Origin of the sequence: Collinsella sp. AF11-11 (genome assembly GCF_003465485.1) — a bacterium.
In the GTDB taxonomy this organism is placed as follows: domain Bacteria; phylum Actinomycetota; class Coriobacteriia; order Coriobacteriales; family Coriobacteriaceae; genus Collinsella.
Genome location: NZ_QSAS01000003.1, coordinates 233,585 through 254,710 on the forward strand (window position 1 = coordinate 233,585; position 21,126 = coordinate 254,710).

At 63.8% G+C, this 21,126-nt stretch carries 22 protein-coding genes and 1 tRNA gene; 5 read left to right on the plus strand and 18 right to left on the minus strand.

The window, feature by feature from the left end:
• Positions 1–108: 108 nt before the first annotated feature.
• The 5 genes from DWV58_RS03915 to DWV58_RS03935 form a co-directional block, all read right to left on the minus strand.
• Positions 109–1,230: an NlpC/P60 family protein gene (locus DWV58_RS03915; protein WP_117776246.1), complete on the minus strand. Its 1,122-nt coding sequence runs from the start codon at positions 1,228–1,230 to the stop codon at positions 109–111.
• A 32-nt stretch (positions 1,231–1,262) separates the two neighbouring features.
• On the minus strand, positions 1,263–1,793 hold the full coding sequence (locus DWV58_RS03920) for an adenine phosphoribosyltransferase (protein WP_117776247.1): 531 nt from the start codon (positions 1,791–1,793) through the stop codon (positions 1,263–1,265).
• A 36-nt stretch (positions 1,794–1,829) separates the two neighbouring features.
• On the minus strand, positions 1,830–2,714 hold the full coding sequence (locus DWV58_RS03925; RefSeq protein ID WP_117776248.1) for a MerR family transcriptional regulator: 885 nt from the start codon (positions 2,712–2,714) through the stop codon (positions 1,830–1,832).
• A gap of 3 nt (positions 2,715–2,717) precedes the next feature.
• Entirely contained in the window at positions 2,718–3,152 is a 435-nt protein-coding gene (locus tag DWV58_RS03930; protein WP_187361845.1) for an FHA domain-containing protein, read from the minus strand.
• Positions 3,153–3,217: 65 nt separating this feature from the next.
• Entirely contained in the window at positions 3,218–3,922 is a 705-nt protein-coding gene (locus DWV58_RS03935) for a CDP-alcohol phosphatidyltransferase family protein (RefSeq protein WP_117776249.1), read from the minus strand.
• Between the two features lie 388 nt (positions 3,923–4,310).
• Between DWV58_RS03935 and DWV58_RS03940 the strand changes: the two genes are divergently transcribed.
• The 5 genes from DWV58_RS03940 (at position 4,311) to DWV58_RS03960 (ending at position 8,933) form a co-directional block, all read left to right on the plus strand.
• Entirely contained in the window at positions 4,311–5,039 is a 729-nt protein-coding gene (locus DWV58_RS03940; RefSeq protein WP_117776250.1) for a lantibiotic protection ABC transporter ATP-binding protein, read from the plus strand.
• Positions 5,036–5,806, plus strand: coding sequence for a hypothetical protein (locus DWV58_RS03945; protein ID WP_117776251.1), 771 nt, complete (start codon positions 5,036–5,038; stop codon positions 5,804–5,806). Before DWV58_RS03940 ends, DWV58_RS03945 begins: the two co-directional genes overlap by 4 nt.
• A 5-nt stretch (positions 5,807–5,811) precedes the next feature.
• A complete protein-coding gene (locus DWV58_RS03950; protein WP_233540496.1) occupies positions 5,812–6,621 on the plus strand; it encodes a lantibiotic ABC transporter permease in 810 nt (269 codons plus the stop codon).
• A gap of 225 nt (positions 6,622–6,846) precedes the next feature.
• Positions 6,847–7,509, plus strand: a complete 663-nt coding sequence (locus DWV58_RS03955; RefSeq protein WP_117776253.1) for a response regulator transcription factor — start codon at positions 6,847–6,849, stop codon at positions 7,507–7,509.
• A 26-nt stretch (positions 7,510–7,535) separates the two neighbouring features.
• Complete coding sequence (locus DWV58_RS03960; protein WP_117776254.1) at positions 7,536–8,933, plus strand: sensor histidine kinase KdpD; 1,398 nt, start codon at positions 7,536–7,538, stop codon at positions 8,931–8,933.
• 604 nt (positions 8,934–9,537) lie between these two features.
• Here DWV58_RS03960 and DWV58_RS03965 read toward each other — a convergent pair.
• From DWV58_RS03965 to cmk, 13 genes are all read right to left on the minus strand, one after another.
• Positions 9,538–9,614: transfer RNA gene (locus tag DWV58_RS03965), tRNA-Pro, on the minus strand.
• Positions 9,615–9,694: 80 nt separating this feature from the next.
• Positions 9,695–10,909, minus strand: a complete 1,215-nt coding sequence (coaBC, locus tag DWV58_RS03970) for a bifunctional phosphopantothenoylcysteine decarboxylase/phosphopantothenate--cysteine ligase CoaBC (RefSeq protein WP_233540497.1) — start codon at positions 10,907–10,909, stop codon at positions 9,695–9,697.
• Between the two features lie 2 nt (positions 10,910–10,911).
• Positions 10,912–11,631 (minus strand): zinc ribbon domain-containing protein, encoded by a 720-nt coding sequence (locus tag DWV58_RS03975; RefSeq protein WP_055250135.1) that lies wholly within the window; start codon positions 11,629–11,631, stop codon positions 10,912–10,914.
• Positions 11,628–12,437 (minus strand): Nif3-like dinuclear metal center hexameric protein, encoded by an 810-nt coding sequence (locus tag DWV58_RS03980; protein ID WP_117776255.1) that lies wholly within the window; start codon positions 12,435–12,437, stop codon positions 11,628–11,630. The genes DWV58_RS03975 and DWV58_RS03980 overlap by 4 nt, the downstream gene beginning before the upstream one ends.
• Positions 12,434–13,612 (minus strand): cysteine desulfurase family protein, encoded by a 1,179-nt coding sequence (locus DWV58_RS03985; protein WP_117776256.1) that lies wholly within the window; start codon positions 13,610–13,612, stop codon positions 12,434–12,436. Before DWV58_RS03985 ends, DWV58_RS03980 begins: the two co-directional genes overlap by 4 nt.
• A gap of 6 nt (positions 13,613–13,618) precedes the next feature.
• Positions 13,619–14,290 (minus strand): ribulose-phosphate 3-epimerase, encoded by a 672-nt coding sequence (rpe, locus tag DWV58_RS03990; protein WP_117776257.1) that lies wholly within the window; start codon positions 14,288–14,290, stop codon positions 13,619–13,621.
• Positions 14,291–14,308: 18 nt separating this feature from the next.
• Entirely contained in the window at positions 14,309–15,316 is a 1,008-nt protein-coding gene (locus DWV58_RS03995) for an NAD(P)H-dependent glycerol-3-phosphate dehydrogenase (protein ID WP_117776258.1), read from the minus strand.
• Between the two features lie 9 nt (positions 15,317–15,325).
• Positions 15,326–16,009, minus strand: a complete 684-nt coding sequence (gene plsY / locus DWV58_RS04000) for a glycerol-3-phosphate 1-O-acyltransferase PlsY (protein WP_117776259.1) — start codon at positions 16,007–16,009, stop codon at positions 15,326–15,328.
• Positions 16,002–17,336 carry a ribosome biogenesis GTPase Der gene (gene der / locus DWV58_RS04005; RefSeq protein ID WP_117776260.1) on the minus strand — a complete coding sequence of 445 codons (1,335 nt, stop codon included), beginning with the start codon at positions 17,334–17,336 and terminating at the stop codon, positions 16,002–16,004. Before der ends, plsY begins: the two co-directional genes overlap by 8 nt.
• A 10-nt stretch (positions 17,337–17,346) precedes the next feature.
• Positions 17,347–18,789 (minus strand): DUF512 domain-containing protein, encoded by a 1,443-nt coding sequence (locus DWV58_RS04010; RefSeq protein WP_117776261.1) that lies wholly within the window; start codon positions 18,787–18,789, stop codon positions 17,347–17,349.
• Positions 18,790–18,791: 2 nt separating this feature from the next.
• On the minus strand, positions 18,792–19,691 hold the full coding sequence (locus tag DWV58_RS04015) for a 4-hydroxy-3-methylbut-2-enyl diphosphate reductase (protein WP_233540498.1): 900 nt from the start codon (positions 19,689–19,691) through the stop codon (positions 18,792–18,794).
• 2 nt (positions 19,692–19,693) lie between these two features.
• Positions 19,694–20,422 carry a lysophospholipid acyltransferase family protein gene (locus DWV58_RS04020; RefSeq protein WP_117629382.1) on the minus strand — a complete coding sequence of 243 codons (729 nt, stop codon included), beginning with the start codon at positions 20,420–20,422 and terminating at the stop codon, positions 19,694–19,696.
• 3 nt (positions 20,423–20,425) lie between these two features.
• Positions 20,426–21,112 carry a (d)CMP kinase gene (gene cmk, locus DWV58_RS04025; protein ID WP_117629381.1) on the minus strand — a complete coding sequence of 229 codons (687 nt, stop codon included), beginning with the start codon at positions 21,110–21,112 and terminating at the stop codon, positions 20,426–20,428.
• Positions 21,113–21,126: the final 14 nt, after the last annotated feature.

Sequence of the window (21,126 nt, forward strand, 5' to 3'; positions counted from 1 at the left end):
TTTGAATACTAGATAGCCGTCCTGATCATAGGGCAAACGGTAGGGCAAAAAGAATGGACCTCGTGACTCAAGATCGCGAGGCCCACGTTCGTTCGCTGTAGTAATAAATTAGTAGCGTACGAAGATGTAGTTGTTGTTCATACCGGCTGCGACGGAGCTGATGATAACGCCCGTCTTGTAGTCGGAAGCATGGATCATCTGGCCGTTACCGATATAGATGCCGGTATGGTAGGAGTTAACCACGACATCGCCGGGTTGCGGATCGGACACGCGGGTCCAACCCATGAAGGTGCCGGTGGTGCCCAGACGGCAGTAGCGCCCCGTGAGGCAGTAGCTTACAAAGCCGGAGCAGTCAAAGCTGTTCGGTCCAATGCCGCCCCAGGAATAAGCGCAACCAAGCTTGCTGTAGGCGCGCGAAACAACGGAGCCGCCGTCAACGGACTGGCTCGGTGCGGAAGGCGTCGGAGTTGGAGCAGGTGTCACGGGCTGCGGCGTGGGGGCAGGAGCGGGCGCGGGCGCAGGCGTGTTGCCGCCGCCGTTGTTGGTCGTACCACCACCATTGTTGGTGTTCTCGGTCGTTCCGGCGGTGTCATTGCTCACCGTGGCCTTTTCGGCGGTGCTGGCGTTGATACCAGCCTGCAGCGCGGCGTTGGCCTCGGCCTCGGCAGCAAGCTCGGCCTGCAGCTGTGAATCCAGGGAGTTCACGACATTCTGGGCCTCAGCCTGCTGGGCATTGAGCTCGTCGACCTTCTTCTGTGTCGCTGCGACGTTCTTCTCCTGCTCGGCCTGCTTATCGGTGAGCTGCTGCTTAAGGTCCTTGACCTCCTGAATGGTTTGGGCCTGCTTGTCGGACACCTTGCCGTAGTAGAAGAGACGGTTGAGCATGTCGCCCAGGTCATCGACACCCGTCAGGACCTGGAGCAAACTCAGGCCGCCTGTCTTGTACTCACCGGCAACGTAGTTAGAGAGCTTGGCCTGGCCTTCGGCGATCTCCTGCTGCTTTTGCGTAATCTCGCCTGCAGTCTGATCAAGCTCCTGCGTCTGCGCGGAGAGTTCATCATGAATTTGCTGGGTTTGCGTGCCGATCTGCTCGAGTTTAGTACGAGCAGCGGCAAGGTCGGATGCGGTATCGGCGTAGGCCGGAGCCACGAGGCCCAGGCCCAAAACACAAGCGAGGGTTGCCGTAGCAGCGCAGCGTGCCATGTTTCTGTGCGTGTTTGCTGTGCGCATGTAGCTTCCTTTCCGGTATCTAAGGGTGGCGGCTAGTCCACCGTTACCAGGCTAAAGAGCTCAACGTCCTCGTTAGAAGGCGTGAGCTTCTTGCGCGGGTTGAGAAACGCAAGCTCAAGGATACAACCGTAACCTACAAGCTTTGCGCCCATATCTCGCACCAGTTTACCTGTTGCCTCGACGGTTCCGCCCGTCGCGACCAAGTCGTCCAGAATCAACACGGTATCTTTAGAGCTGATAGCATCGGCATGGATCTCGATAGAATCCGTTCCATACTCGAGCTCGTAACTCTCGCTTACTGTCTTGCGCGGCAATTTACCCGGCTTACGTGCGGGAACAAAGCCGGCACCCAGGGCGACTGCCACGGGCACACCGACCATAAAGCCGCGGGCCTCGGGTCCTACGACCTTGGTAATGCCCATGTCGGCAAAATGCTCGGCCAGGGCATCCACCATGGCCTTCAGGGCCTCGGGATTGCCAAAGAGCGGCGTGATGTCCTTAAAGACGACTCCGGGCTCGGGATAGTCGGGGATATCGACGATATGAGATTCGAAGTCGTACATGGTGTGACCTTTCATGGATTGCCGAGTGGACGGCGGTTATTTACCCGTGTTAGCAGACGGGTTATGCGAGGGGACGACGACCTTGGACGGTTGCACGAGCGACTCGTCGTGCGCGGCAACCGCGGGGACGCTTACCCCATCGCTTTTTGCCTTGGTGGATTCGGAACGCGCGATCTCCTCATCGAGAGCATCGATGTCAGCGTCCTCGACCACGGCGTTGAGCGACTCAAAGACACGGTTCTTAAGGAGCGCGGTGTGCACACCCTCGGTGAGGTCGTGCAGCTTCTTAAAAGCGCGCTCGAGCTTGGCGTCGCGCTCGTCATCTGAGGTATCCATGCCGAGCATGCTCACGAGAACCTGCTCAAACATCGAAGACTCGCGGTTTGCCGACGATACGTACTGACGCAGGTTGCGCGGCTCAATGTGGAAGCGCGACAGCTCCGAGCAGTAACGGATAATCGGGAAATCTCGGCCATCGACGAGCTCACGGTTCTGCGGGCTCTTGATGATGCGGATAAGATCGTTCTCGGCAAGGGAGCGGATAAACGAAATCTCAACACCGAGCATGTCGGGGATCGTCTCGATGGGGTGCAGTTTTTGCTTGGTCTCCTTAGGCTCCGTCTTAAGCGGAACATCGGACAGCAAGCCCACCTCGTAGGCGAGCGTTGACAGGTCCGTTGCGTTTTCCAAGCGCTGCTTAATGACGTTGAGCGGCATGTAGCGGGTCTTCTGCAGGTGCAGGATGACCTCGAGACGGTCAACGTCTTCCTTGGAGTACTGGCGATACCCCTTAGGCGTACGATGAGGGGTGATGAGCCCCTCATCTTCTAGAAATCTAATTTTTGAGTTCGATAGATCGGGGTATGCGCCTCGAAGTAGGTTGACGACTTGGCCGATACTCAGATAGTTGCGTTCGGCCATTACCTACTCACCGGTTTCGATGCGCTCCGGCGTGCTCTCGTGGTAGATGAGCGTGAACGTACCGATCTGAACGGAAGAGCCGTCGTGCAGCGGAGCCGCGTTGACGATGGCACCGTCGACCCAGGTGCCGTTGAGCGAGCCCAGATCCTCAATACGGGCGCCCAGGCCCTCACGAATAATGCGTGCGTGGCTGCGCGAGACAGTCATGTCGTTGAGGAAGATGCCGTTCGCGGGATCGCGGCCGATGGTGGTCACGTCGTCCTCGAGCTCAAAGGCAGCTCCGGTCTGCGGACCTTTGACGATGGACAGAACCGGAGCGGTGATGCGCACGTTGGCCATAAGGTCGGGAACGGTGACATCGCTCGAAGGAACACGGAAAACGCAGGTAGCGTCCGCAGTCTTATCGTTCTGAGGCATATTGTTAACCTTGTTGTCCATGACAACCCCTATCTAACGCGGACATGCCGCAAAGAATGAACCGTACGTAATCATACCCCAATGAATCAGTCTTCGATTTCGGGGTTGAGAAAGTCGATGTCCTCGTCCTCGGGATGCGCGATGGCCTGTTTAATGGCCACACCGCCCTTAACCGAGTAAATGACAGCGGTGAGCATGGAGAAAATCACGCCGCCGTAGACAAAGAAGATGCCGAGGGGCACCGAGCTACCGTTGAGGCCTGGGAATGCCGTGAACGTGGCGGGCAGCAGATGCCAGCCTTCGATGACGGGGAACCCAAGCAGCATGAGCGAGAAGCCGGTCATGAGCAGTGCCGTGGCAATCTTGCCGGGAAAGACGACGTCGATGGGGCGCCGGTGGTAGTGACGCACGATGAGCGTGCCGATGCCCAGGTAGATATCGCGGCCGATAATGAGCACGCAGACCCAGATGGGAAGCTCGCCGCGGACCACGAGACCCAGCACGCCGGTAAACAGCAGCGCACGGTCGCAGATGGGATCCATTACCTTGCCGAGCCACGAGACCGTTTTGGTCATACGGGCAATCTGACCGTCCATCCAGTCGGTGGAAGCCGCGATGGCATAGATGACAATGGCAACGACACGGTTGTTGTCCGTCACGAACAGGTACAGGAAGACGAGCGTGAGGACCAGGCGCGTAAAGGTGATGAAATTGGAGATCGTAAAGATCTTATTCGACGGGTAATCGGAAGTGCCGATAAGCTCCTTTTTGATCTTCTTCTTGATGCCCACAGGACTCCCCCGCTGGTAAACGACAAAACTTTCGATACTATACCCGTTCTGGCGATGTCTATCCAGCGTAAGCATAGAGAGTCCAGACATGTGGAGGGTGCCTCTGGTCTGCGCGGGATTCTGCATTTGTGTACATCAGCCACCAAAAGCGACATTTTTCGGCATCTTTGGTGGCTGGTATACACGTTTTGATTCGGTGATTACATCGATCGGGAAAGTCGTTGCTTTAAGCAAATGCGTGCGGGTCGAGAAGGGTTGGCACCAAAAGAGCCCAACGGCCGTTACGGCTTCGTTAGAAACGCGCCCCACCATGGATGGTGAACCCGAAAGGTAAGGCGCGCGGGCACGGTGACTCGGCCCGCGCTCCCGGAAGAGAAAGGATAAACCCATGGGTTACATGCTCGAGACGCGCGGGCTCACCAAGCGCTTCGGCCGCGGCGACCAGGCGCAGGACGCCGTGGCCGACGTGAGCCTTCATATCCGCGAGGGCGAGGTGTACGGGCTGCTCGGTCCCAACGGCGCCGGCAAGTCGACAACGCTCAAGATGATCTGCGGGATGCTGCGGCCGACGGCCGGGGAGATCCTCTTTGCCGGGCACGCCTGGCGCCGCGAGGACCTCTACGCAATCGGCAGCCTCATCGAGGAGGCGCCGCTCTACCCCAACCTCACCGCGCGCGAGAACCTGCGCGTGCGCACCACGCTGCTGGGCCTTCCCGAGAGCCGCATAGATGAGGTGCTCGCCGCCGTGGACCTCGTGGACACCGGGAAGAAGCGCGCCGGGCGCTTCTCGATGGGCATGCGGCAGCGCCTGGGGCTCGCGCTGGCGCTGATCGCTCGGCCACGCCTGCTCGTGCTCGACGAGCCCACCAACGGCCTCGACCCCATCGGCATCGAGGAGCTGCGCGACCAGATCCGCGGCTTCGCGGCGGCGGGTACGACGGTGATCGTTTCGAGCCACATCCTCTCCGAGGTGCAGCAGATGGCGGACACCATCGGCATCATCTGCGAGGGGCGCCTCGCCTACGAGGATGCGCTTCGGCCCGGGCAGGACCTCGAGGAACTCTTCATGAGCTTCTGCCGGGAAGGGCGACGAGCACGCGGGGAGGTGGCGGCATGACGGGCGAGAAAGGCGGCCTGCTCGCGGGCCTGCGCGCCGAGGCCCTGAAGTCGCGCCACGCGGCACCGGTTCGCTTGGCCGTGCTCATGGCGCTGCCGATGCCGCTGCTCGGCGCGATGCCCTACCGGGGCGTGCAGATCTTCAGCGCGTGGAACTACTGGTACGCGCTCTTCCTGCCCGTGTCTCTCTCGCTCGTGGTGGCGTGCGTCGCGCGGGCGGACGCGCGCACGCGGATGCGGGGGCTTCTGGGCCTGGGCTTCCCGCTCGGGCGCGCCTGGTGGGCCAAGGCGCTCTGGTGCCTCGCGCTCTGCACGCTCTCGAACCTCGTGGTCTTCGGCATCTACCTCGCGGGATCGGCGTTCTCCTCGCAGGGCCTCACGGCCGCGGGCACGCTCACGATGCTCCTCTGCGCGCTCGTCAACACGGTGACCGCGGCGTGGATGATCCCCGCAGGGCTCTTCCTCACGGCGCGGTTCGGCATGCTCGCGGGCATCTTCTGCCCGCTCGCCGCGCAGCTCGTGGGTGGGTTCGCCTGGTCGCTTATGCCGCTGCCGCAGCTCTTTCCGCCGTCGGCGAGCATGGTCATCCCCACGAGCTTCATCCCCGTGCTGCCGAGCGGCGAGCCACTCGCGGCGGACATGGCGCTCGGCGGGGCGCTCGCGGCGGACGGCATGCTCACGCTGGCGGGCCTTGCGGTCTGCGCGCTCGCGTTCGCCGCGCTCACGGCGGCGGGCGCGGCCTGGTTCGCGCGCTCCGAGGAGAGGTGATGGCCATGACACGACTCTCCGACCCGACGCCGCGCATGACTCTCCCGCGGGCCCTGCTCTCCGAGGCCCTGCGCCTGGCGCGCTCCCCGCTCTCGGCGGTGCACCTCGCCTGCGGCCTGGCAGCCGGTCTTGCCTGCGGTGAGTACTTCTCCGTAGCCCGATTGGACCCGGCGCTGGGCGCGGACGCCTACGTCCAGTTCCTCGGCGCCCTCATGCCGCTCATGTCCGCCATCGTCTGCGGGCTCGCCGTGGACGACGAGCGCGCTGCCGGGCGCCTCGCCAACCTCACGGCGGTCCCCTCGCGCGGGCGCGCCGTCGCGGCGAAGCTGCTCGCCCTTGCGGCGCTCGGCGCGGGCGCGCTTGCCGTGGCGCTCGGCGTGTTCGGGGCCGTGCTCGCCGTTGCCGGGCGCCTGCCGCTCGGGCCCGTTCCGCTTGCGGCCGCCTGGGCGGGCATCGTGCTGGGCAGCCTACCCCTCTACGCGCTGGGGCTCGGCGTGGCCCTGCGCCTCGGCCGCAACGCCGCCATCGGCGCCGGCGCGGCGGGGGTGCTCCTCGCGTTCTTCTCGGTGGGCGGACTTGCGCACGGCCTCATGACCGGCGAGCTCACCGGTGCCCTGGCGACGCCCCTGAGCTGGGTGCCGCTCGCCTGGCCCGCGCGCCTGGGGTCGCTCGGGGTGGAGGCCTTCATCGACGCCGCACGCGCGGCGGGCCCTCTCCTCACGACTGCGCTCGCTAGCCTCGTGCTCACCCTGGCAGCCGACGCCGTCCTTCTCGCCTGGTTCTGCCGCTTCGAGGACGGGAGGGCAGATGCATAGGAAGCCGCTCGCCGCCGTGCTCGTCCCCCCCCCCTCTCCGCAGCGTTTGTCCTGGGCGGGAATGCCCTGCTCGACGCCGGCTGGGGTTCGGCGCTGCGCTCGATCGCCGACCGCGTGCTGCCCAACCCTGAGATCGCAATGTGGGCGCCCGCGGTTGCGCGCAGGGCTCTGGACCGCTGAGCGCGGCGCTAGTACAATTCCGACGAGAGTTTCAGGAGGTCGAACATGGCGAGGATACTGGCAGTGGATGATGAACGGGCGATCCTCGACGCGCTCGCGCGCGTCCTCGGCCGCGACGGCCATGAGGTCGTCAGGGCGGCGGACCCGACGGCGGTCCCGGGGATGGACCTCTCGCGCTTCGACCTCGTGCTCTGCGACGTCATGATGCCGGGGCTCGACGGCTTCGAGCTCGTGCGGCAGATCCGTCCGGACTTCGACGGGCCCATCGTCTTCCTGACCGCGCGCGTGGCCGAGGAGGATGCCGTGGCCGGCTACGGCCTGGGCGCCGACGACTACGTCCGCAAGCCCTTCGGGGCCGCGGAACTGCGCGCCAAGGTCGCGGCCCATCTACGCCGTGAGCGCCGGCCGCGCTCGCACGCCCTCTCCTTCGGGGAGGTGCGGATCGACCTCGGGGCGCGCGACCTCGCCGTGGGCGGCGAGGCCGTGCCGCTCACGCCTACCGAGTACGCCATCTGCGAGTACCTCGCCCGCCACCCCGGGCAGGTCATGAGCCGCGCGCAGATCCGCGAGGCGGTGCTCGGCTGGGAGAGCGACGCCGACGACGCGGCCATATCCATGCAGGTCAGCCGCGCCCGGAGGAAACTCTCCGAGGCCGGTGCCGATCCGATCGCGACCGTCTGGGGGATGGGGTACAAGTGGCAGCTCTAAGGACCGGGGCGCGAGGTCGCGGGGGCATGCCGCTCTCCTTCGTCATCGCGCGCTACTTCGCCTACGCGTTCGCGGCGGTCGCCACGGCGTGGCTCGCCTCGTTCATGGCGCTCTCCGCGGCGATCAACGCGGGCTTCGTCTACGAGGCAAGCTGGGGGCCGGCCAATGTGCGCGAGGTCGCGGAGGGCCTGGCACGCGACGGCGTCTGCGGACAGCAGGACGTGCCGACGGCGTACCGCTACCTCATCCTGAATAAGGACGGATACGTGCTGATGACAGACCTCGATGGCACGCGGCTCGAGGACGCGACGGAAATGGCCCGTGCGGCACTCGCCGCGGATCCGGGCACAGTGGAGATCGAGGGCGGGGGCTCGGGCCTCACCTACGCCGCGTTCCCGCTCAAGGGCGGCGGGGCCTGCGCACTCGTCAGCGAGTACCTGCCGCAGTGGGTCTCGCGCGATCTCGCCAGCCTGCTTCCCAACCCGCAGAACCTCATGCTCGTCGGCGCCGCTGTGGGAAGCGCGCTCGCGCTCGCGCTCGTGGCGCGCCGTGCGAGCCGCGTGATCTCGCGCAAGATGGCGCCGCTCGCGGAGGCGGCGGGGCGCGTCGGCGCGGGGGAGCTCGACTTCGCGGTCGGCAGCACCAACGTGCGTGAGGTGAACGACGTCCTCGCCGCGATGGACGCCATGCGGGCCTCCCTCGCCGAGTCGCTCGAGGCCCGCTGGGCCGCGGAGCGGGGGCAGCGCGAGCAGATGGCGTCGCTCGCCCACGATCTCAAGACGCCGCTTACCGTGCTGCGCGCCAACGCCGACTTCGTGGCGGAGGAGCTGGAAGATGAGAATGACGGCGACCTCTCGGCCGCCGCGCGCGACATAGCCGGCGGTGTCGAAAGGCTCGACGGCTACGTGCGCCTGCTCATCGAGGCCTCGCGCGGGTCCGGCGGGGCGGAGAGGGCCCCCATGCGGCCGGCCGAGCTCTGCGAACAGGTCCTCGCCGAGGCCGCCCAGATCGCCCGGGCGCGAGGCGTGACGCTCGACGCGGCCACGGGCCCCGCTGTCGCGAACGCGCCCGAGGCCCCGCTCGACCGAACCGCCCTGGCGCGAGCCGCCGCGAACCTCGTGGCCAACGCCGCCGAGCACGCGCGCTCGCGTGTGGCGGTCTCCTGCGACGTCGCGGGCGGACACCTCGTCATCGAGGTGGCCGACGACGGACCGGGCTTCTCTCCCGCCGCCCTCGAACGCGGCTGCGAGCGCCTCTTCACAGACGACTCGTCCCGCTCCTCGCGCGACGGAGGCCGCCACTACGGGCTCGGCCTCCACGTCGCCTCCGAGGCCGCGAGCGCCCACGGGGGCTCCGTCTCGCTCGCCAACAGCCCCTCGGGCGGCGCGGTGGTCACCATCGCGGTCCCCCTGTGCGGGATCTGACGACTTCCTCGTTGTCTACCTCGACTGCGATATGTCGCTCGCCGAGGCCGCGACGAGATGGTGTTGCGTCTGCTCCGCTTGGTGCTTCTAGCTCAAATTTGATCTGATGTAAGGCCCGTGCAATCCTGCATGGGCCGTTCTTTTGGCAATTGCTCGACCGATTCGTGGCTTGAATCACAAATTATCGAGTTAAGGAGACATGGGATCACACAGCGGCTCTCAGAGCGTCTGCCGCACTCCCCCGTCATTTCCTCTGCGTCATCGTATAGAGCCCATCCTGGTTAGCGTTTCGTTGCAACAGCCCACTTGTCCACCGATCAAGTGAACTACTGGAATAAATACAGCGACACGCTTGTTCGTTACAGTCGCTATATCTGTGTAAATCGCCGCGATAAATACAGCCCGTACTCGGCTGTATACCAGCTACGCGTATGTAGATTCATATCGCGGTAATAAATCGGCTCAAGTGCGTGCAAAACGCGCAAGTAACCGCAAAAGGCGACTATCGCGTAGGTAGATTTTTGGCACCCTGTTGCTTAATGAAAATTAAGCAATTGCTTAAAACAAAAAAGGTCAGGCACTAGGTGCCTGACCTGCAAACTTCTGGTCGGGACGACTGGATTCGAACCAGCGACCCCTTGACCCCCAGTCAAGTGCGCTACCAAGCTGCGCCACGTCCCGAAGCTTTTGTTTGTTGCTCTGCTCTCGCTCGCAACAGGGAGTATATTAACCCGAAACTTTGTCCTTGTGCAAGAACTTTTTTACAAATTTTGAAGCAAGTCCAAAATTGTATCTGCGAGCTGGGGTTTTGTAAGCACGGGAAGTTCTTGCGTACCCGTTGTACTCACAATCCAGGCCTTGTTGGTATCGGTTCCAAAGCCCGAATCGGCGCGCGATACATCGTTGGCGATAATGGCATCGCAACCCTTGCGGTCGAGCTTTCGCTGTGCGTACTCCAGGACGTTATCGGTCTCGGCCGCAAAGCCGATCACACGGCGCTCGCCCTTCGGGCGCGAAAGCTCGGCCAAAATATCGACCGTCTCGGCCAGTTCGATGCGATCCAGACGCTCGTTGGCCTTTTTGAGCTTATGGTCGGCAGGGGCTGCGGGCGTGTAGTCAGCGACGGCAGCCGCACAAATGGCCGCATCGGCCGACTGGAAGGCGCTCAGCGCCGCCTCCAGCATCTCTGAGGCGGTTTGCACGCGCACGCACTCCACGCCGTGGGGAACGTCGAGCGATGTCGGTCCCAGCACGAGCGTGACGGCGGCACCGCGACGTGCGGCCTCCCCCGCCAGGGCGATACCCATCTTGCCCGAAGAACGGTTGCCAATGAAGCGCACGGGGTCGATCGGCTCATGCGTGGGGCCGGCGGTAATGACGATGCGCTTGCCCGCCAGGTCTTGTTGCACGGGATTGAGCACCTCGTAGACGGCCTCGACGACTTCCTCGGGTTCGCTCATGCGTCCCGTGTCCACGTCGCCGCAGGCAAGGTAGCCACTGCCGGGTCCCACCACGTGGACGCCGCGCTCGCACAGCGTGGCCATATTGGCCTGCGTGGCCGACGCCTTCCACATGCCGTTGTTCATAGCGGGTGCGATCACGATGGGGCGCGGTGTTGCCAGCAGCGTGGTGGAGATGAGGTCATCGGCGATGCCGTTGGCCATCTTGGCGATAATATTGGCCGTCGCGGGCGCCACGACCACCAGATCGGGCTCCTGCGCCAGCGAAATGTGGTGGATGGGGTCGGAAGGATCGTCGAATAGCCCAACCGCGACCGGCTCGTTGGTGAGCGCGCGGAAGGTAAGCGGCCCCACAAACTCCGTGGCATGCTCGCTCATAACGACTTTGACACGTGCGCCGCGCTTTTGCAGCAGGCGCACGATATTGCACGACTTATAGGCGGCGATCCCGCCGGTAATGCCCAGCAGGATCGTTTTTCCCTCAAGTTGCATTGAATTGTTGGATGCCGCCGTCATCGCTAGGCTTCCTTACTCGGGAGCACCAGGAGGCGGTGGCAGTACGGACAGTGCGTAATCTCGCTACCGTCGTGGTTGAGGTCGCTCATGGACGATGCCTGCAGCGCGGTGTGGCAGACCGTGGGGATGTTGCCCTGGATGGTCTCGACGGCCAAGCCGCGGAACTGCTTGAGCAGACGCTCGTAGTCGCTGAGCACGTCGGTGGGCAGCGTAGCGGCCAGCGCGGTGCGCTCCTTGGTGGCGGCATCGATCTGGGCCTGGAGGTCGGCTGCCTTGGCGCGGGCGGCCTTGGTGTCGGCCTTCACGCCCTCCTCGAACTTGGCGATGATTGCCTGTGCGCGAGCCTCGCGGTCGAGCGCCTCCTTGTGGGCGACTACGACGTCCTTGCGGGTGTGCTCGATCTTGTCCAGGCGCTTGGCCAGGGTGGCGAGCTCGTTTTCCAGGTCCTGTACCTCGCGGTAGTCAGAGCCGTCAACGTGGCGCTTCTTAGCGGCCTCAATGGCGTTATTGGTCTGGATCTCGGTGGTGTTGAGATCGTCGAGCTCAATATCCAGGTCCTTGCGCTGAGCGTAGAGCTTGGTCATTTCGGCCTTGAGCTTTACATAGGTCTTGCGCTTGGAAGCGAGCTCCTTGAGCTCCGGCATATTGGCAAGTTCGCTCTTGTTGCGGGCGAGCTCCAAATCGATCTGTTGCAGCTTGAGTAGCGTAGCGCCGGCGCTCATAAGTTCTCTCCTTTTGTCACAGTCCACCATTGGCAAGGGTTCAGTATTTTAATCGCATGACGGGGGTCAACTCCGGCGTCAACTGCAGAGTTCATCAATATATCAACGAACGGCTCCTCGGAGCGGTCGTGGCCGAGCAAGATCACCGGCAGACCGCGCAGAGTGAGGTCCTGTGCCGCGTGGTAGCCCGCCTCGCCCGTCACGACAACATCTGCGCCCGCGGCGATGGCGAGCTCTCCGAAGTCGCCCAGGGAGCCGCCCAAAATGGCGACGGTGCGGCACGGGCGATCAGCTTTGCCCCACACACGCGGGTCGCTGCCAAAGGCCGTGGCGGCACGGGTGGCAAGATCGCGCAGCGTGCACGGGTCGTTGAGCGTTGCAAGTGCGCCCAGGCCGGTGGCCTCGGGGTCGTCCACGTGCTCCAGTGAGCTCACGGGTGCGGCACCCAGCAGCTTGCTCAGGCAGATACGTGCCTCGTGCGAGCGGTCCAGGTTGGTGTGGAGCGAGATAATGCTCACGCCGCAACGGGCTGCCTCGTAGAGCGCCGCGCTGCATTGGGGGCGCGTCGCACCGGGCGGGCAAAACGCCTCGGGCGCCTTGATATAGATGGGATGATGCGTTAGCAGCACGTTGGCGCCGGCCTCCTGGGCGCGGTGCACATTGGCTTCGGTCGCATCGAGTGCGCAGGCAACACCGGTAATCTCCGCGGCAGGGTCGCCGACGGAAAGTCCTACATGGTCCCAGCTCTCGGCATTGGTCTTGGGATAGCGTGCCAGCAGCGCGCGCTCAAGCTCGGCGACGATCATGCGGCGCCTACGATCGAGAGCAGCGTCTGGGCAAACTCGTCCAGATCGTCCGGATTCACGCGGTCGTCAAAGGAAATGCGCAGTGCGCTCAATGCCTGCTCGCGACCGATGCCCATCGCGCTTAAAACATGGCTCGGGTCCATGCTGCCGCTCGAGCACGCCGAGCCGGCCGAAACCTCAAAGCCGGCGGCGTCGAGCTTAATGATGAGTTCCTCGGAGTCCATGCCATCAATGTAGATCGATACCATGCCGGGCAGACGGTCGGCTTGCGCGTAGTCACCCATGGTGGCGTGAATGCGCGGGTGGGCCGTAAGCGTGGCGTAGAGCTTGTCGGAAAGGGCTTGCAGCTTCGCGCGCTCCTGAGCCACATGGGGCGTCAGAGACGAGGCGGCAGCGGCAAAGGCGAGCTGCGTTCGCAGGTCCTGCGTGCCCGCGCGACGACCGGCCTCCTGTCCGCCGCCAAAGATGCGCGGGCGCAGCGGCGTGCGGCTCTTAAGGTAGAGTGCGCCAGATGCCACGGGACCGCCAATCTTGTGGGCTGCGACGGACATGGCGTCGACGCCCAGCTCGGTGACATCGAGCGGAATATGCAAGTAGCCCTGGATGGCATCGGTGTGGAACAGGGCACCTGCGGTGTGCGCAGCTGCGGCAAGCTCGCGGATGGGCTGCACCACGCCGGTCTCGTTGTTGGCGGCCATGATGCTTACGAGCGCCACGTCGTCGCCGAGCAGCTCGATGAGCGCGGCAGGTTCAATGTAGCCCGCACGGCAGGGCTGCACCAGGTCGACGGTAAAGCCGGCGGCACGCAGCAGCGGCAGGTTGTCCAGAATCGAATCGTGCTCGATGGCCGAAACGATTACACGACCGCGCTTGCGATCGCGCTGACGAGCGCCCTCGGCAAGACCGAGCAGCGCCAGCTGGTTGGCTTCGGTGCCGCCGTTGGTCAGTACAATCTCGGACGGGCGGACGTGCGCGCCAAAGCTGCGGGCGATTTCGCGACGTGCAACCTCCAGACGCGCGGCAGCCTTGCGGCCGAGCGAATGCAGCGAGTTGGGGTTGACGCCGGCAAGCTCGCTGTCGTCGTACTCGCGCTGCGCAAGGAGCGCCTCGGCGCGCATTGGCGTCGAGGCGGCATAGTCAAGATTCACGGGTATGCGGTTTTGACCTGCGGTCATAAGGGTTTATGCCTCCTGTGCGGCCTCGTTGCCCAGCTTCTGCAGCAGCGCAACCTCGGCAGCGGGATCTTCGGACTTAAATACGGCAGAACCGGCCACGAGCACGTTGGCGCCGGCCTTGACGACCTCGGCAATGTTCTTGGAAGAAATGCCACCGTCGACCTCGATGAGGGGCGAAACGCCGTGACGCTCGCACATGGCCTTGAGCTCGTGAAGCTTTGCGATGGTGCCCGGGATAAAGCTCTGGCCGCCAAAGCCCGGGTTCACACTCATGAGCAGCACCATATCGACGACGTCGATGATGCTCTCGAGCACGCACACGGGGGTGGCGGGGTTGAGCACCACGCCGGCCTTAACGCCGCGCTGCTGCAGATGGGTGAGCGTGCGGTGCAGGTGCGTGGAGGCCTCGTAGTGTACGGTGATCATATCGGCGCCAGCGTCTGCGTACCAATCGACCGTCTCGTCGGTGTTCGACACCATGAGGTGCGCGTCGACCGGTACATTGGTGGAGCGCTTGACGGCCTTGAGGATGTCAACGCCAAAGGTGAGGTTGCCGGTAAAGTGGCCGTCCATGACGTCGAAGTGCACGTAGTCGGCGCCGGCGATCTTGTCGAGTTCGCCCTTGAGGTTGGCCATGTCGGCCGAGAGGACGGACGGAGCGATTTTAATGGAACCCATGGTAGTAGCCTTTCTGCGCTAGTCGGTGAGTCCGTAGAACTCTTGAGAGGGGACGCGATCGGTAAGAATCTCGAGCGCCCTATCCAAAGTAACACCGTTGTAGAGCGTTTGCTCTACGGCAAAGGTGAGCGGAATGTCTACGCCCAGTGAACGGGCGAGCTCGCTGACGCTGCGGGCCGCGACGGCGCCCTCCACCACCATATGCGTGCGCGCTTGGTACTCGTCGAGCGAAACACCGTGGGCAAACTCGTAACCAAAGGTGCGGTTGCGCGAATGCTCGGAGGTACAGGTGGCAATGAGGTCGCCCATGCCTGCAAGCCCCATGCAAGTCATAGCTTGACCGCCGCGGGCGTGCACCAGACGGCTGATCTCGGCCAGGCCGCGCGTCATGATGAGGGCGAGCGTGTTGTCGCCTGCGCCCGAACCGGCGGAGATGCCGCACACGATGGCGATGACATTTTTCATGGCGCCGCAGACCTCGACACCGGTCATGTCCTGCGACAGGTAGATGCGGAATGCCGTGGACAGGAGCAGGTCCTTAAAGGTCTCCCCTATCTGCGGATCTTCGCTGGCGATGACGGCGGCCGAAAGCCCGCCGCGGCAGATCTCCTCGGCATGGTTGGGGCCCGAGAGGGCCGCCACACGCCGCTCGTTGCCGATCTCGCTGGCGATGACCTCGCTCATGAGCAGTCCGGACTCGGGCTCAATGCCCTTGGTAAGGCAGAGCACCGGGGTGTCGGCGGCGATGAAGGGCGCTGCCTGATGGCATACGCTGCGCAGGTGTGTGGAGGGCACGGCAAAGATGATGGCGTCGGCGGCGTCGAGCGCTTGCGCCAGGTCCGTCGTGGCGACGACGTTGCCGGGCAGCTCGTAGTCCACCAGATACCGGGGGTTGCAGTGCTCGCCATTGATGCCGGCGGCCGTCTGCTCGCTATGGGCCCACATGGTCACGCGCTCGGTTCGCGCGGCGGCAAGGCCGGCGACGGCGGTTCCCCAGGAGCCGGAGCCAATCAGCGCAACATTCATGACTCTCTCCTACTTATCGTCGGGCTCGGTGACGCGCTTGGTAAACGAGAGCTTGGACTCCTTACCACACGTGAGCTTTTTGATATTCGCGCGATGGGCCCACACCACGGTGATGCCGATCAGCGCCATGCAAAACTTAAGGCCCAGGCTGCTGTATGGAAAGACCGCACAAGCGGCGATGGGAAGGCCGATGGCGGCGGCAAGCGAGCCCACCGACACGTATTTGGTAATGGCGACGGCTACGATAAACATGCCCAGCAGCGACAGGCCAATAGGCCAGTACCAGGCGAGGATGACGCCCAGACCGACCGCGATGCCCTTGCCGCCGTGGAAGTTGAGGTATGGCGAGAAGATGTGGCCCCATACCGCTGCCAGGCAGATGACGCCAAGCATCCAATCGCCGGGAGCTCCGGGTGCCATGATATTCGGCGGAAAGCCATAGCCTAGATCGGCGATAAGCGGGCGGGCGATAAGAACGCAGACGGCGCCCTTCAGGCAATCGAGCAGCAGCGTGAGCGCCGCGACCTTGGGACCAGCCACGCGCAGCGCGTTGGTGGTGCCGATGTTGCCGGAGCCCGCATTGCGAATGTCGGTGTGGTTGAACACGCGGCCCAGGATCAGGCCAAACGGAATCGCTCCGATAAAGAACGAGACCACGGCGCAGATGGCGGTCAGAAGAATCGGATTATGCATCCTTTTGCTCCTTCTTCCTAAAGAAGAGTCGTATGGGCGTGCCGGCAAAATCGAAGGTCGAACGCATGCGGTTCTCCACGTAGCGCTGGTAGGTGTCGTTGACCAGGTCACTGTGGTTGACGAAGAACGTAAACGTCGGCGGGTTGACGCCCGTCTGGGTCACGTAGTGCATGCGCAGGCGGCGCTTGCCGTCCACTACGGTGTGGCCAAACTCGCGCAGGTCGGTGAGGAACGCGTTGAGGCGCGAGGTGCTAATCTTCTGCGAGCGCGTCTTTTCGGCGGCGTCTACCATCGCCCAGATCTTCTCGACGCTGCGGCCGGTGAGAGCAGAGATGCGCAGGTACTGGGCCCAGGGAGCCATGACGCCCAGACGGCGGTCGATGGTCTCCATGCAGGCCTCGCGCTTACGGTCGTCGTCGAGCAGATCCCACTTGTTGAGCAGCACAACGATGGCGCAGCCGCGCTCGATGGCAAGACCCATGACCTTCTGGTCCTGCTCGGTAACGCCCACGGAGGCGTCGACGACGAGCAGCGCCACGTCGGCGCGGTCGATGGCGCGCAGGCCGCGGACCATGGAGTAGTACTCGATGTTCTCGTACACGGTGCTCTTCTTGCGGATGCCCGCGGTGTCGACCATGCGGTAGTGCTTGCCGTTACGCTCGACGACCGTGTCGATGGCGTCGCGCGTCGTGCCGGCAATGTTGGACACGATAGAACGGTCGGCGCCCAGGATGCGGTTGAACAGCGACGACTTGCCGGCGTTGGGGCGGCCGATGATGGCCACGTTCAGCGCGTCGGGGAACTCATCGGCGACCTCGTCTTCTTCCTCGGGAAGCAGGGCCACGATATCGTCGAGCAGGTCGCCCGTGCCATGGCCATGCAGGGCCGAGAGCGGCGTGGGCTCGCCGATACCGAGCGAATAGAACTCCCAGATGCTGTCGTTTTCGCGATCGGGGTTGTCGAGCTTGTTCACCAGCAGAAAGACCGGCTTGTCGCAGCGCTTGAGCATGCGGGCGACCGACTCGTCCTCCTCGGTGACGCCGGTGCGGCCATCGACTACAAACAGGATGACTGCGGCTTCCTCGGCGGCGGCGAGCGCCTGGTCGCGGATGGACGTGGCAAAGACGTCGTCGCTCTTGAGCGGCTCGATACCGCCCGTGTCGACGATGGTGAACTCGCGGCCGTTCCAATCGGCCGTGTGATACGAGCGGTCGCGCGTGACGCCGCGAGACTCGTGGACGATGGCGTCCGAGGTCTGGGCCAGGCGGTTAACGAGCGTGGATTTGCCCACGTTGGGGCGTCCGACGACGGCGACGATAGGTTTCATCTGCTCTCCTTTAATGGGTAGGTTCAGTGGAAGTGTTAGAGTCGGCAGGCACAATGCCAAGGATATGCTCCAGGGTATCGAGCAGCTCATGCGGCATGGTCGACACCACATGAACCTCGGCGCCGCGACTGGTAAGGCTTGCGAGTAAATCGTCCCGATGATACTCGTCAAGCGTCATGCCGTCAGCGTTGAACATGAGCTTAGGCACAAAGAGCATAACCCCCGACAGATCTTGGGGCAGCTGCTCCAAGATGTCACACGCGACGATGAGGCCGGTCACGTCCACGTTGCCGCCAAAGTAGCGGTTCTTGATGGCCGTGACAGTGCCGGCGAGTCCCTGGGGCGACTCCACAAAGCGGGCCACCGTGTCGCGTGCGCTGGCGCCCGAGAGGCACAGCAAATGCTGGCTGCGGGCGGCGATGGCCTCGCGGACGCGGGCCAGACGCTCGGTATAGGCGGCAAGCACGTCGTCGGTCTCGTCTAGATACGAGCGGATCATGCCGATGCCGTCGTAGTACTGCGGGTAACCGTCGTAAAAGTCTGCCTCTGGAGGATCGATGCCGGCGTCCAGATAGAACTCGTCGCTCATCTGGAAGGTGTGGCGGCCAAAGCGCTCATAGGCGCGGTCCTGGAACGGTCGGATCATGGCAATGGTCTCGCGCGCCAGTTCGGGCTTGTCGCTGTATGACCAGCTAAAGCGGTTTTGGTGTTTGGTAAAACCGAGCGGCACAATGCCCAGGCTTGTGATTTGCTCGTGCTCCTCGCAAAAGCGCAGGGTCTTTTCCAGCTCCTCGCCGTCGTTCATGCCGGGGCACAACACGATCTGCGCGTGAATCTCGATGCCGGCGGCCATGATGGTCTCGAGTACGTCCATGCCTCGCTGGGCGTTACGGCCCATCATACGACGGCGGACGTCGGGGCTCACAGCGTGGACCGACACGTTCATGGGACTCATGTTGCGCTGGATGACGTTTTGCACGTCCTCGTCGGTGAGGTTCGTAAGCGTGACAAAGTTGCCTTGCAAAAAGCTTAGGCGATAGTCGTCGTCGCGAATATAGAGCGTGGAGCGGCCGCCCTTGGGGAGCATGGTCATAAAGCAGAACACGCAGGCGTTGACGCAGGTACGCATGCCGTCGAAGATGGGGCCATCGAACTCCAAACCCCAATCCTCGCCGGGAAAGCGGTCGAGCTCGACGGGGGTGACGGTGCCGTCGCGCGGGTCGAAAACCTCGAGGTCGACGGTATCATCGTCGGCCTCCCAGAGCCATACGATCATGTCGGTGAGCGCCTCACCGTTGACCGTGAGCACGCGCATGCCCGGCTCGATACCCACATCCCACGCGGGCGATTCGGGACGCACGTTCTTTACGAGCGCGCCCTCACCCGGCTCGGGGTCGCGGCTGCGCCCGTAATCGGCCACCTCGGCGGCGTATGCGGGTACGGTCTGGTCCATGGTTAGCGGCAAAGCTCCTTGATGCGCTCGACGGCGCGCTCGATGTGTTCTTGCGGGGTGGAGGCTCCGGCAGTGATGCCGATGTGGTGAGCGTCGGTAAACCACGCGGCTTGGAGCTCAGAAGCTTCCTCGATGTGATACGTGCGCTCGCAGGCGTCTGCGCAAATCTGCGCCAGGCGGCGGGTGTTGCCCGAGTTCTTGCCGCCCACGATGACCATGCAGTCGCAGCGGTTGGCAAGTGTGGCTGCTGCCTGTTGACGCTCACTCGTGGCGGCGCAGATGGTGTTGATCACGCGCAGCTCCTGCACGCGCGGGGTGATAGCAGCCACGACCTCGGCCAAGTTCTGCGCAGTCTGGGTGGTCTGCACAACCAAGCCCACTTTACCCTTGAGCGACAGCGCGTCCGCATCGGCAGCGCAGCTCACGACCTGCGCGTCATCGCCGGCGTGGCCCAGGATGCCCTCGACTTCGGGGTGGCCCGGCTCGCCCACGACGATCACGCGGTAGCCCTCGCGCACCAGGCGCTCGGCCGCCACGTGGACCTTCTTCACGTAGGGGCAGGTGGCGTCGTCGACGTTAAGGCCACGCTCGCGAGCGGCATCAATGACCTGCGGCACCACGCCGTGGGCGCGGATGATCACAGTGCCCGACGTGGCGTCGTCCAAGGTGTCGGCCAGACCGACGCCTGCCTCGGCGAGCTCGCGTACCACGATCGGGTTATGGATGAGCGGACCCAAGGTATGGACCTGAGTGCACTCCCCTGCCTGCGGCGCAGCGGCCAGCGCCATATCGAGCGCACGCTGTACGCCGTAGCAGGTGCCGGCGTGGGCAGCGATTTCGATAGTGGGGGCGTCTGCCTTGCCGGGCACAGCCTCGGCGGTGTTCATGACTTCCTCGTCCATGGCTAGAACCTGCCCGGGTGCTCGGCGCACAGGTCATCACGCATGGCGTAGACGCGACTCATGGCTTCGGACTCAAACCAGGCTAGGCGCTCCTTGCGCTTGAGCTCGGCAGGCGCGTCGGAAAGCGAAATTGACTTGCCGGCGCGGATCCAGCACTTTTTGGGGCGCATGATCTTTTTGCCCGCAGGCGTAATATCGGACCAGCCGCAGATGGCGAGCGGGTTGACGGGTGCCTTACCCATCTGGGCGATGAGCGCAAAGCCGCCGTGGACCTCGGGCTTGATCTCGCGCGAGCGGATGCGCGTACCCTCGGGGAAGATCAGGACGTCCTCGCCGCGTTGCAGCGCATGCTGGGCGGCGCGCAGGCACTTCATATCGGCAGTACCACGCTCCACGGGGATGCCGCCAACGCGGCTAAAGGCCCAGCGCACAATCTTGCTCTTGGCGAACTCGGACTTAAAGATGGGACGAATGCGGCGCCCCCCAAAGAACAGCGCCGTCTCCACGGCCAAGAGCTCGGCCATCGAGGTGTGGTTGCAGATGACCACGCTGCCGCGGCCGTCCTGGCGCTCAAACAGCAGATCGGCATCTTCGACCTTCCAACGCCACATGAGCTTGGAGAAGGCCCAAAGGATGGCCATGACTACGACGACGGTACCGCGGATGAGCGCCGGGAACTCGGCGTAGGGGGCGTTGTAATAGTCCTCGGGCGTCTGCTTAAACAGGCGCATGGGCTACCTCCTTTGGTTGATGAGGCCCTCGATAATGCGGACGACCTCGTCGATGGTATGGGCGGTGGAGTCGACGTGCACGGCGTCCTCGGCGGGAACGAGCGGCGCGACCTCGCGGCTGCTGTCGAGTTTATCGCGCTGTTTGAGGGCGTCGAGGGTCTCGTCGACCTCGGCCTCGAGCTGCTCGGTGGTGAGCGGCTGGGCGTCGTTCTGGTGGCGCTGCAGCACGCGGCGGCGGGCGCGCTCGCGCGGGTCAGCGGTCAGGAAGACCTTGACTTGCGCGTTGGGGAACACGACGGTTCCGATGTCGCGACCCTCGGCCACGATATCGCGGTCCTCTGCGGCGCGGCGCTGATGGATGAGCATGGCCGCGCGCACGCCCGGGTAGGCCGAGACCTTGGACACGTTGGCGTCGACCTGCGGGGTGCGAATGGCAGCCGAGGCGTCCTTGCCGTCAATGGTCAGGCGCGTGTCTTCGCCAGTTCCGTTGGTAAAGCGGATTTCGATCTGCTCGGCGAGGGCGTCGATGGCCGCCTCGTCGTCCAGGTCGATGCCGCGGTCGAGCGCGGCGAACGTGACGGCGCGATACATGGCTCCCGTATCGAGCTTGTTAAAGCCCAGCTGGCGGGCGATCTCCTTGGCGATGGTGGACTTGCCGGAACCGGCGGGGCCGTCGATGGCGACGATCATGCAATGCTTCCTTT

What these genes read in the sequence shown, in the direction of transcription:
- DWV58_RS03915 (WP_117776246.1), bottom strand. Translation starts at nt 1,230, where the DNA reads ATGCGCACAGCAAACACGCACAGAAACATGGCACGCTGCGCTGCTACG.
- DWV58_RS03920 (WP_117776247.1), bottom strand. Translation starts at nt 1,793, where the DNA reads ATGTACGACTTCGAATCTCATATCGTCGATATCCCCGACTATCCCGAG.
- DWV58_RS03925 (WP_117776248.1), bottom strand. Translation starts at nt 2,714, where the DNA reads ATGGCCGAACGCAACTATCTGAGTATCGGCCAAGTCGTCAACCTACTT.
- DWV58_RS03930 (WP_187361845.1), bottom strand. Translation starts at nt 3,152, where the DNA reads ATGGACAACAAGGTTAACAATATGCCTCAGAACGATAAGACTGCGGAC.
- DWV58_RS03940 (WP_117776250.1), top strand. Translation starts at nt 4,311, where the DNA reads ATGGGTTACATGCTCGAGACGCGCGGGCTCACCAAGCGCTTCGGCCGC.
- DWV58_RS03945 (WP_117776251.1), top strand. Translation starts at nt 5,036, where the DNA reads ATGACGGGCGAGAAAGGCGGCCTGCTCGCGGGCCTGCGCGCCGAGGCC.
- DWV58_RS03950 (WP_233540496.1), top strand. Translation starts at nt 5,812, where the DNA reads ATGACACGACTCTCCGACCCGACGCCGCGCATGACTCTCCCGCGGGCC.
- DWV58_RS03955 (WP_117776253.1), top strand. Translation starts at nt 6,847, where the DNA reads ATGGCGAGGATACTGGCAGTGGATGATGAACGGGCGATCCTCGACGCG.
- DWV58_RS03960 (WP_117776254.1), top strand. Translation starts at nt 7,536, where the DNA reads ATGCCGCTCTCCTTCGTCATCGCGCGCTACTTCGCCTACGCGTTCGCG.
- coaBC (WP_233540497.1), bottom strand. Translation starts at nt 10,909, where the DNA reads ATGACGGCGGCATCCAACAATTCAATGCAACTTGAGGGAAAAACGATC.
- DWV58_RS03975 (WP_055250135.1), bottom strand. Translation starts at nt 11,631, where the DNA reads ATGAGCGCCGGCGCTACGCTACTCAAGCTGCAACAGATCGATTTGGAG.
- DWV58_RS03980 (WP_117776255.1), bottom strand. Translation starts at nt 12,437, where the DNA reads ATGATCGTCGCCGAGCTTGAGCGCGCGCTGCTGGCACGCTATCCCAAG.
- DWV58_RS03985 (WP_117776256.1), bottom strand. Translation starts at nt 13,612, where the DNA reads ATGACCGCAGGTCAAAACCGCATACCCGTGAATCTTGACTATGCCGCC.
- rpe (WP_117776257.1), bottom strand. Translation starts at nt 14,290, where the DNA reads ATGGGTTCCATTAAAATCGCTCCGTCCGTCCTCTCGGCCGACATGGCC.
- DWV58_RS03995 (WP_117776258.1), bottom strand. Translation starts at nt 15,316, where the DNA reads ATGAATGTTGCGCTGATTGGCTCCGGCTCCTGGGGAACCGCCGTCGCC.
- plsY (WP_117776259.1), bottom strand. Translation starts at nt 16,009, where the DNA reads ATGCATAATCCGATTCTTCTGACCGCCATCTGCGCCGTGGTCTCGTTC.
- der (WP_117776260.1), bottom strand. Translation starts at nt 17,336, where the DNA reads ATGAAACCTATCGTCGCCGTCGTCGGACGCCCCAACGTGGGCAAATCC.
- DWV58_RS04010 (WP_117776261.1), bottom strand. Translation starts at nt 18,789, where the DNA reads ATGGACCAGACCGTACCCGCATACGCCGCCGAGGTGGCCGATTACGGG.
- DWV58_RS04015 (WP_233540498.1), bottom strand. Translation starts at nt 19,691, where the DNA reads ATGGACGAGGAAGTCATGAACACCGCCGAGGCTGTGCCCGGCAAGGCA.
- DWV58_RS04020 (WP_117629382.1), bottom strand. Translation starts at nt 20,422, where the DNA reads ATGCGCCTGTTTAAGCAGACGCCCGAGGACTATTACAACGCCCCCTAC.
- cmk (WP_117629381.1), bottom strand. Translation starts at nt 21,112, where the DNA reads ATGATCGTCGCCATCGACGGCCCCGCCGGTTCCGGCAAGTCCACCATC.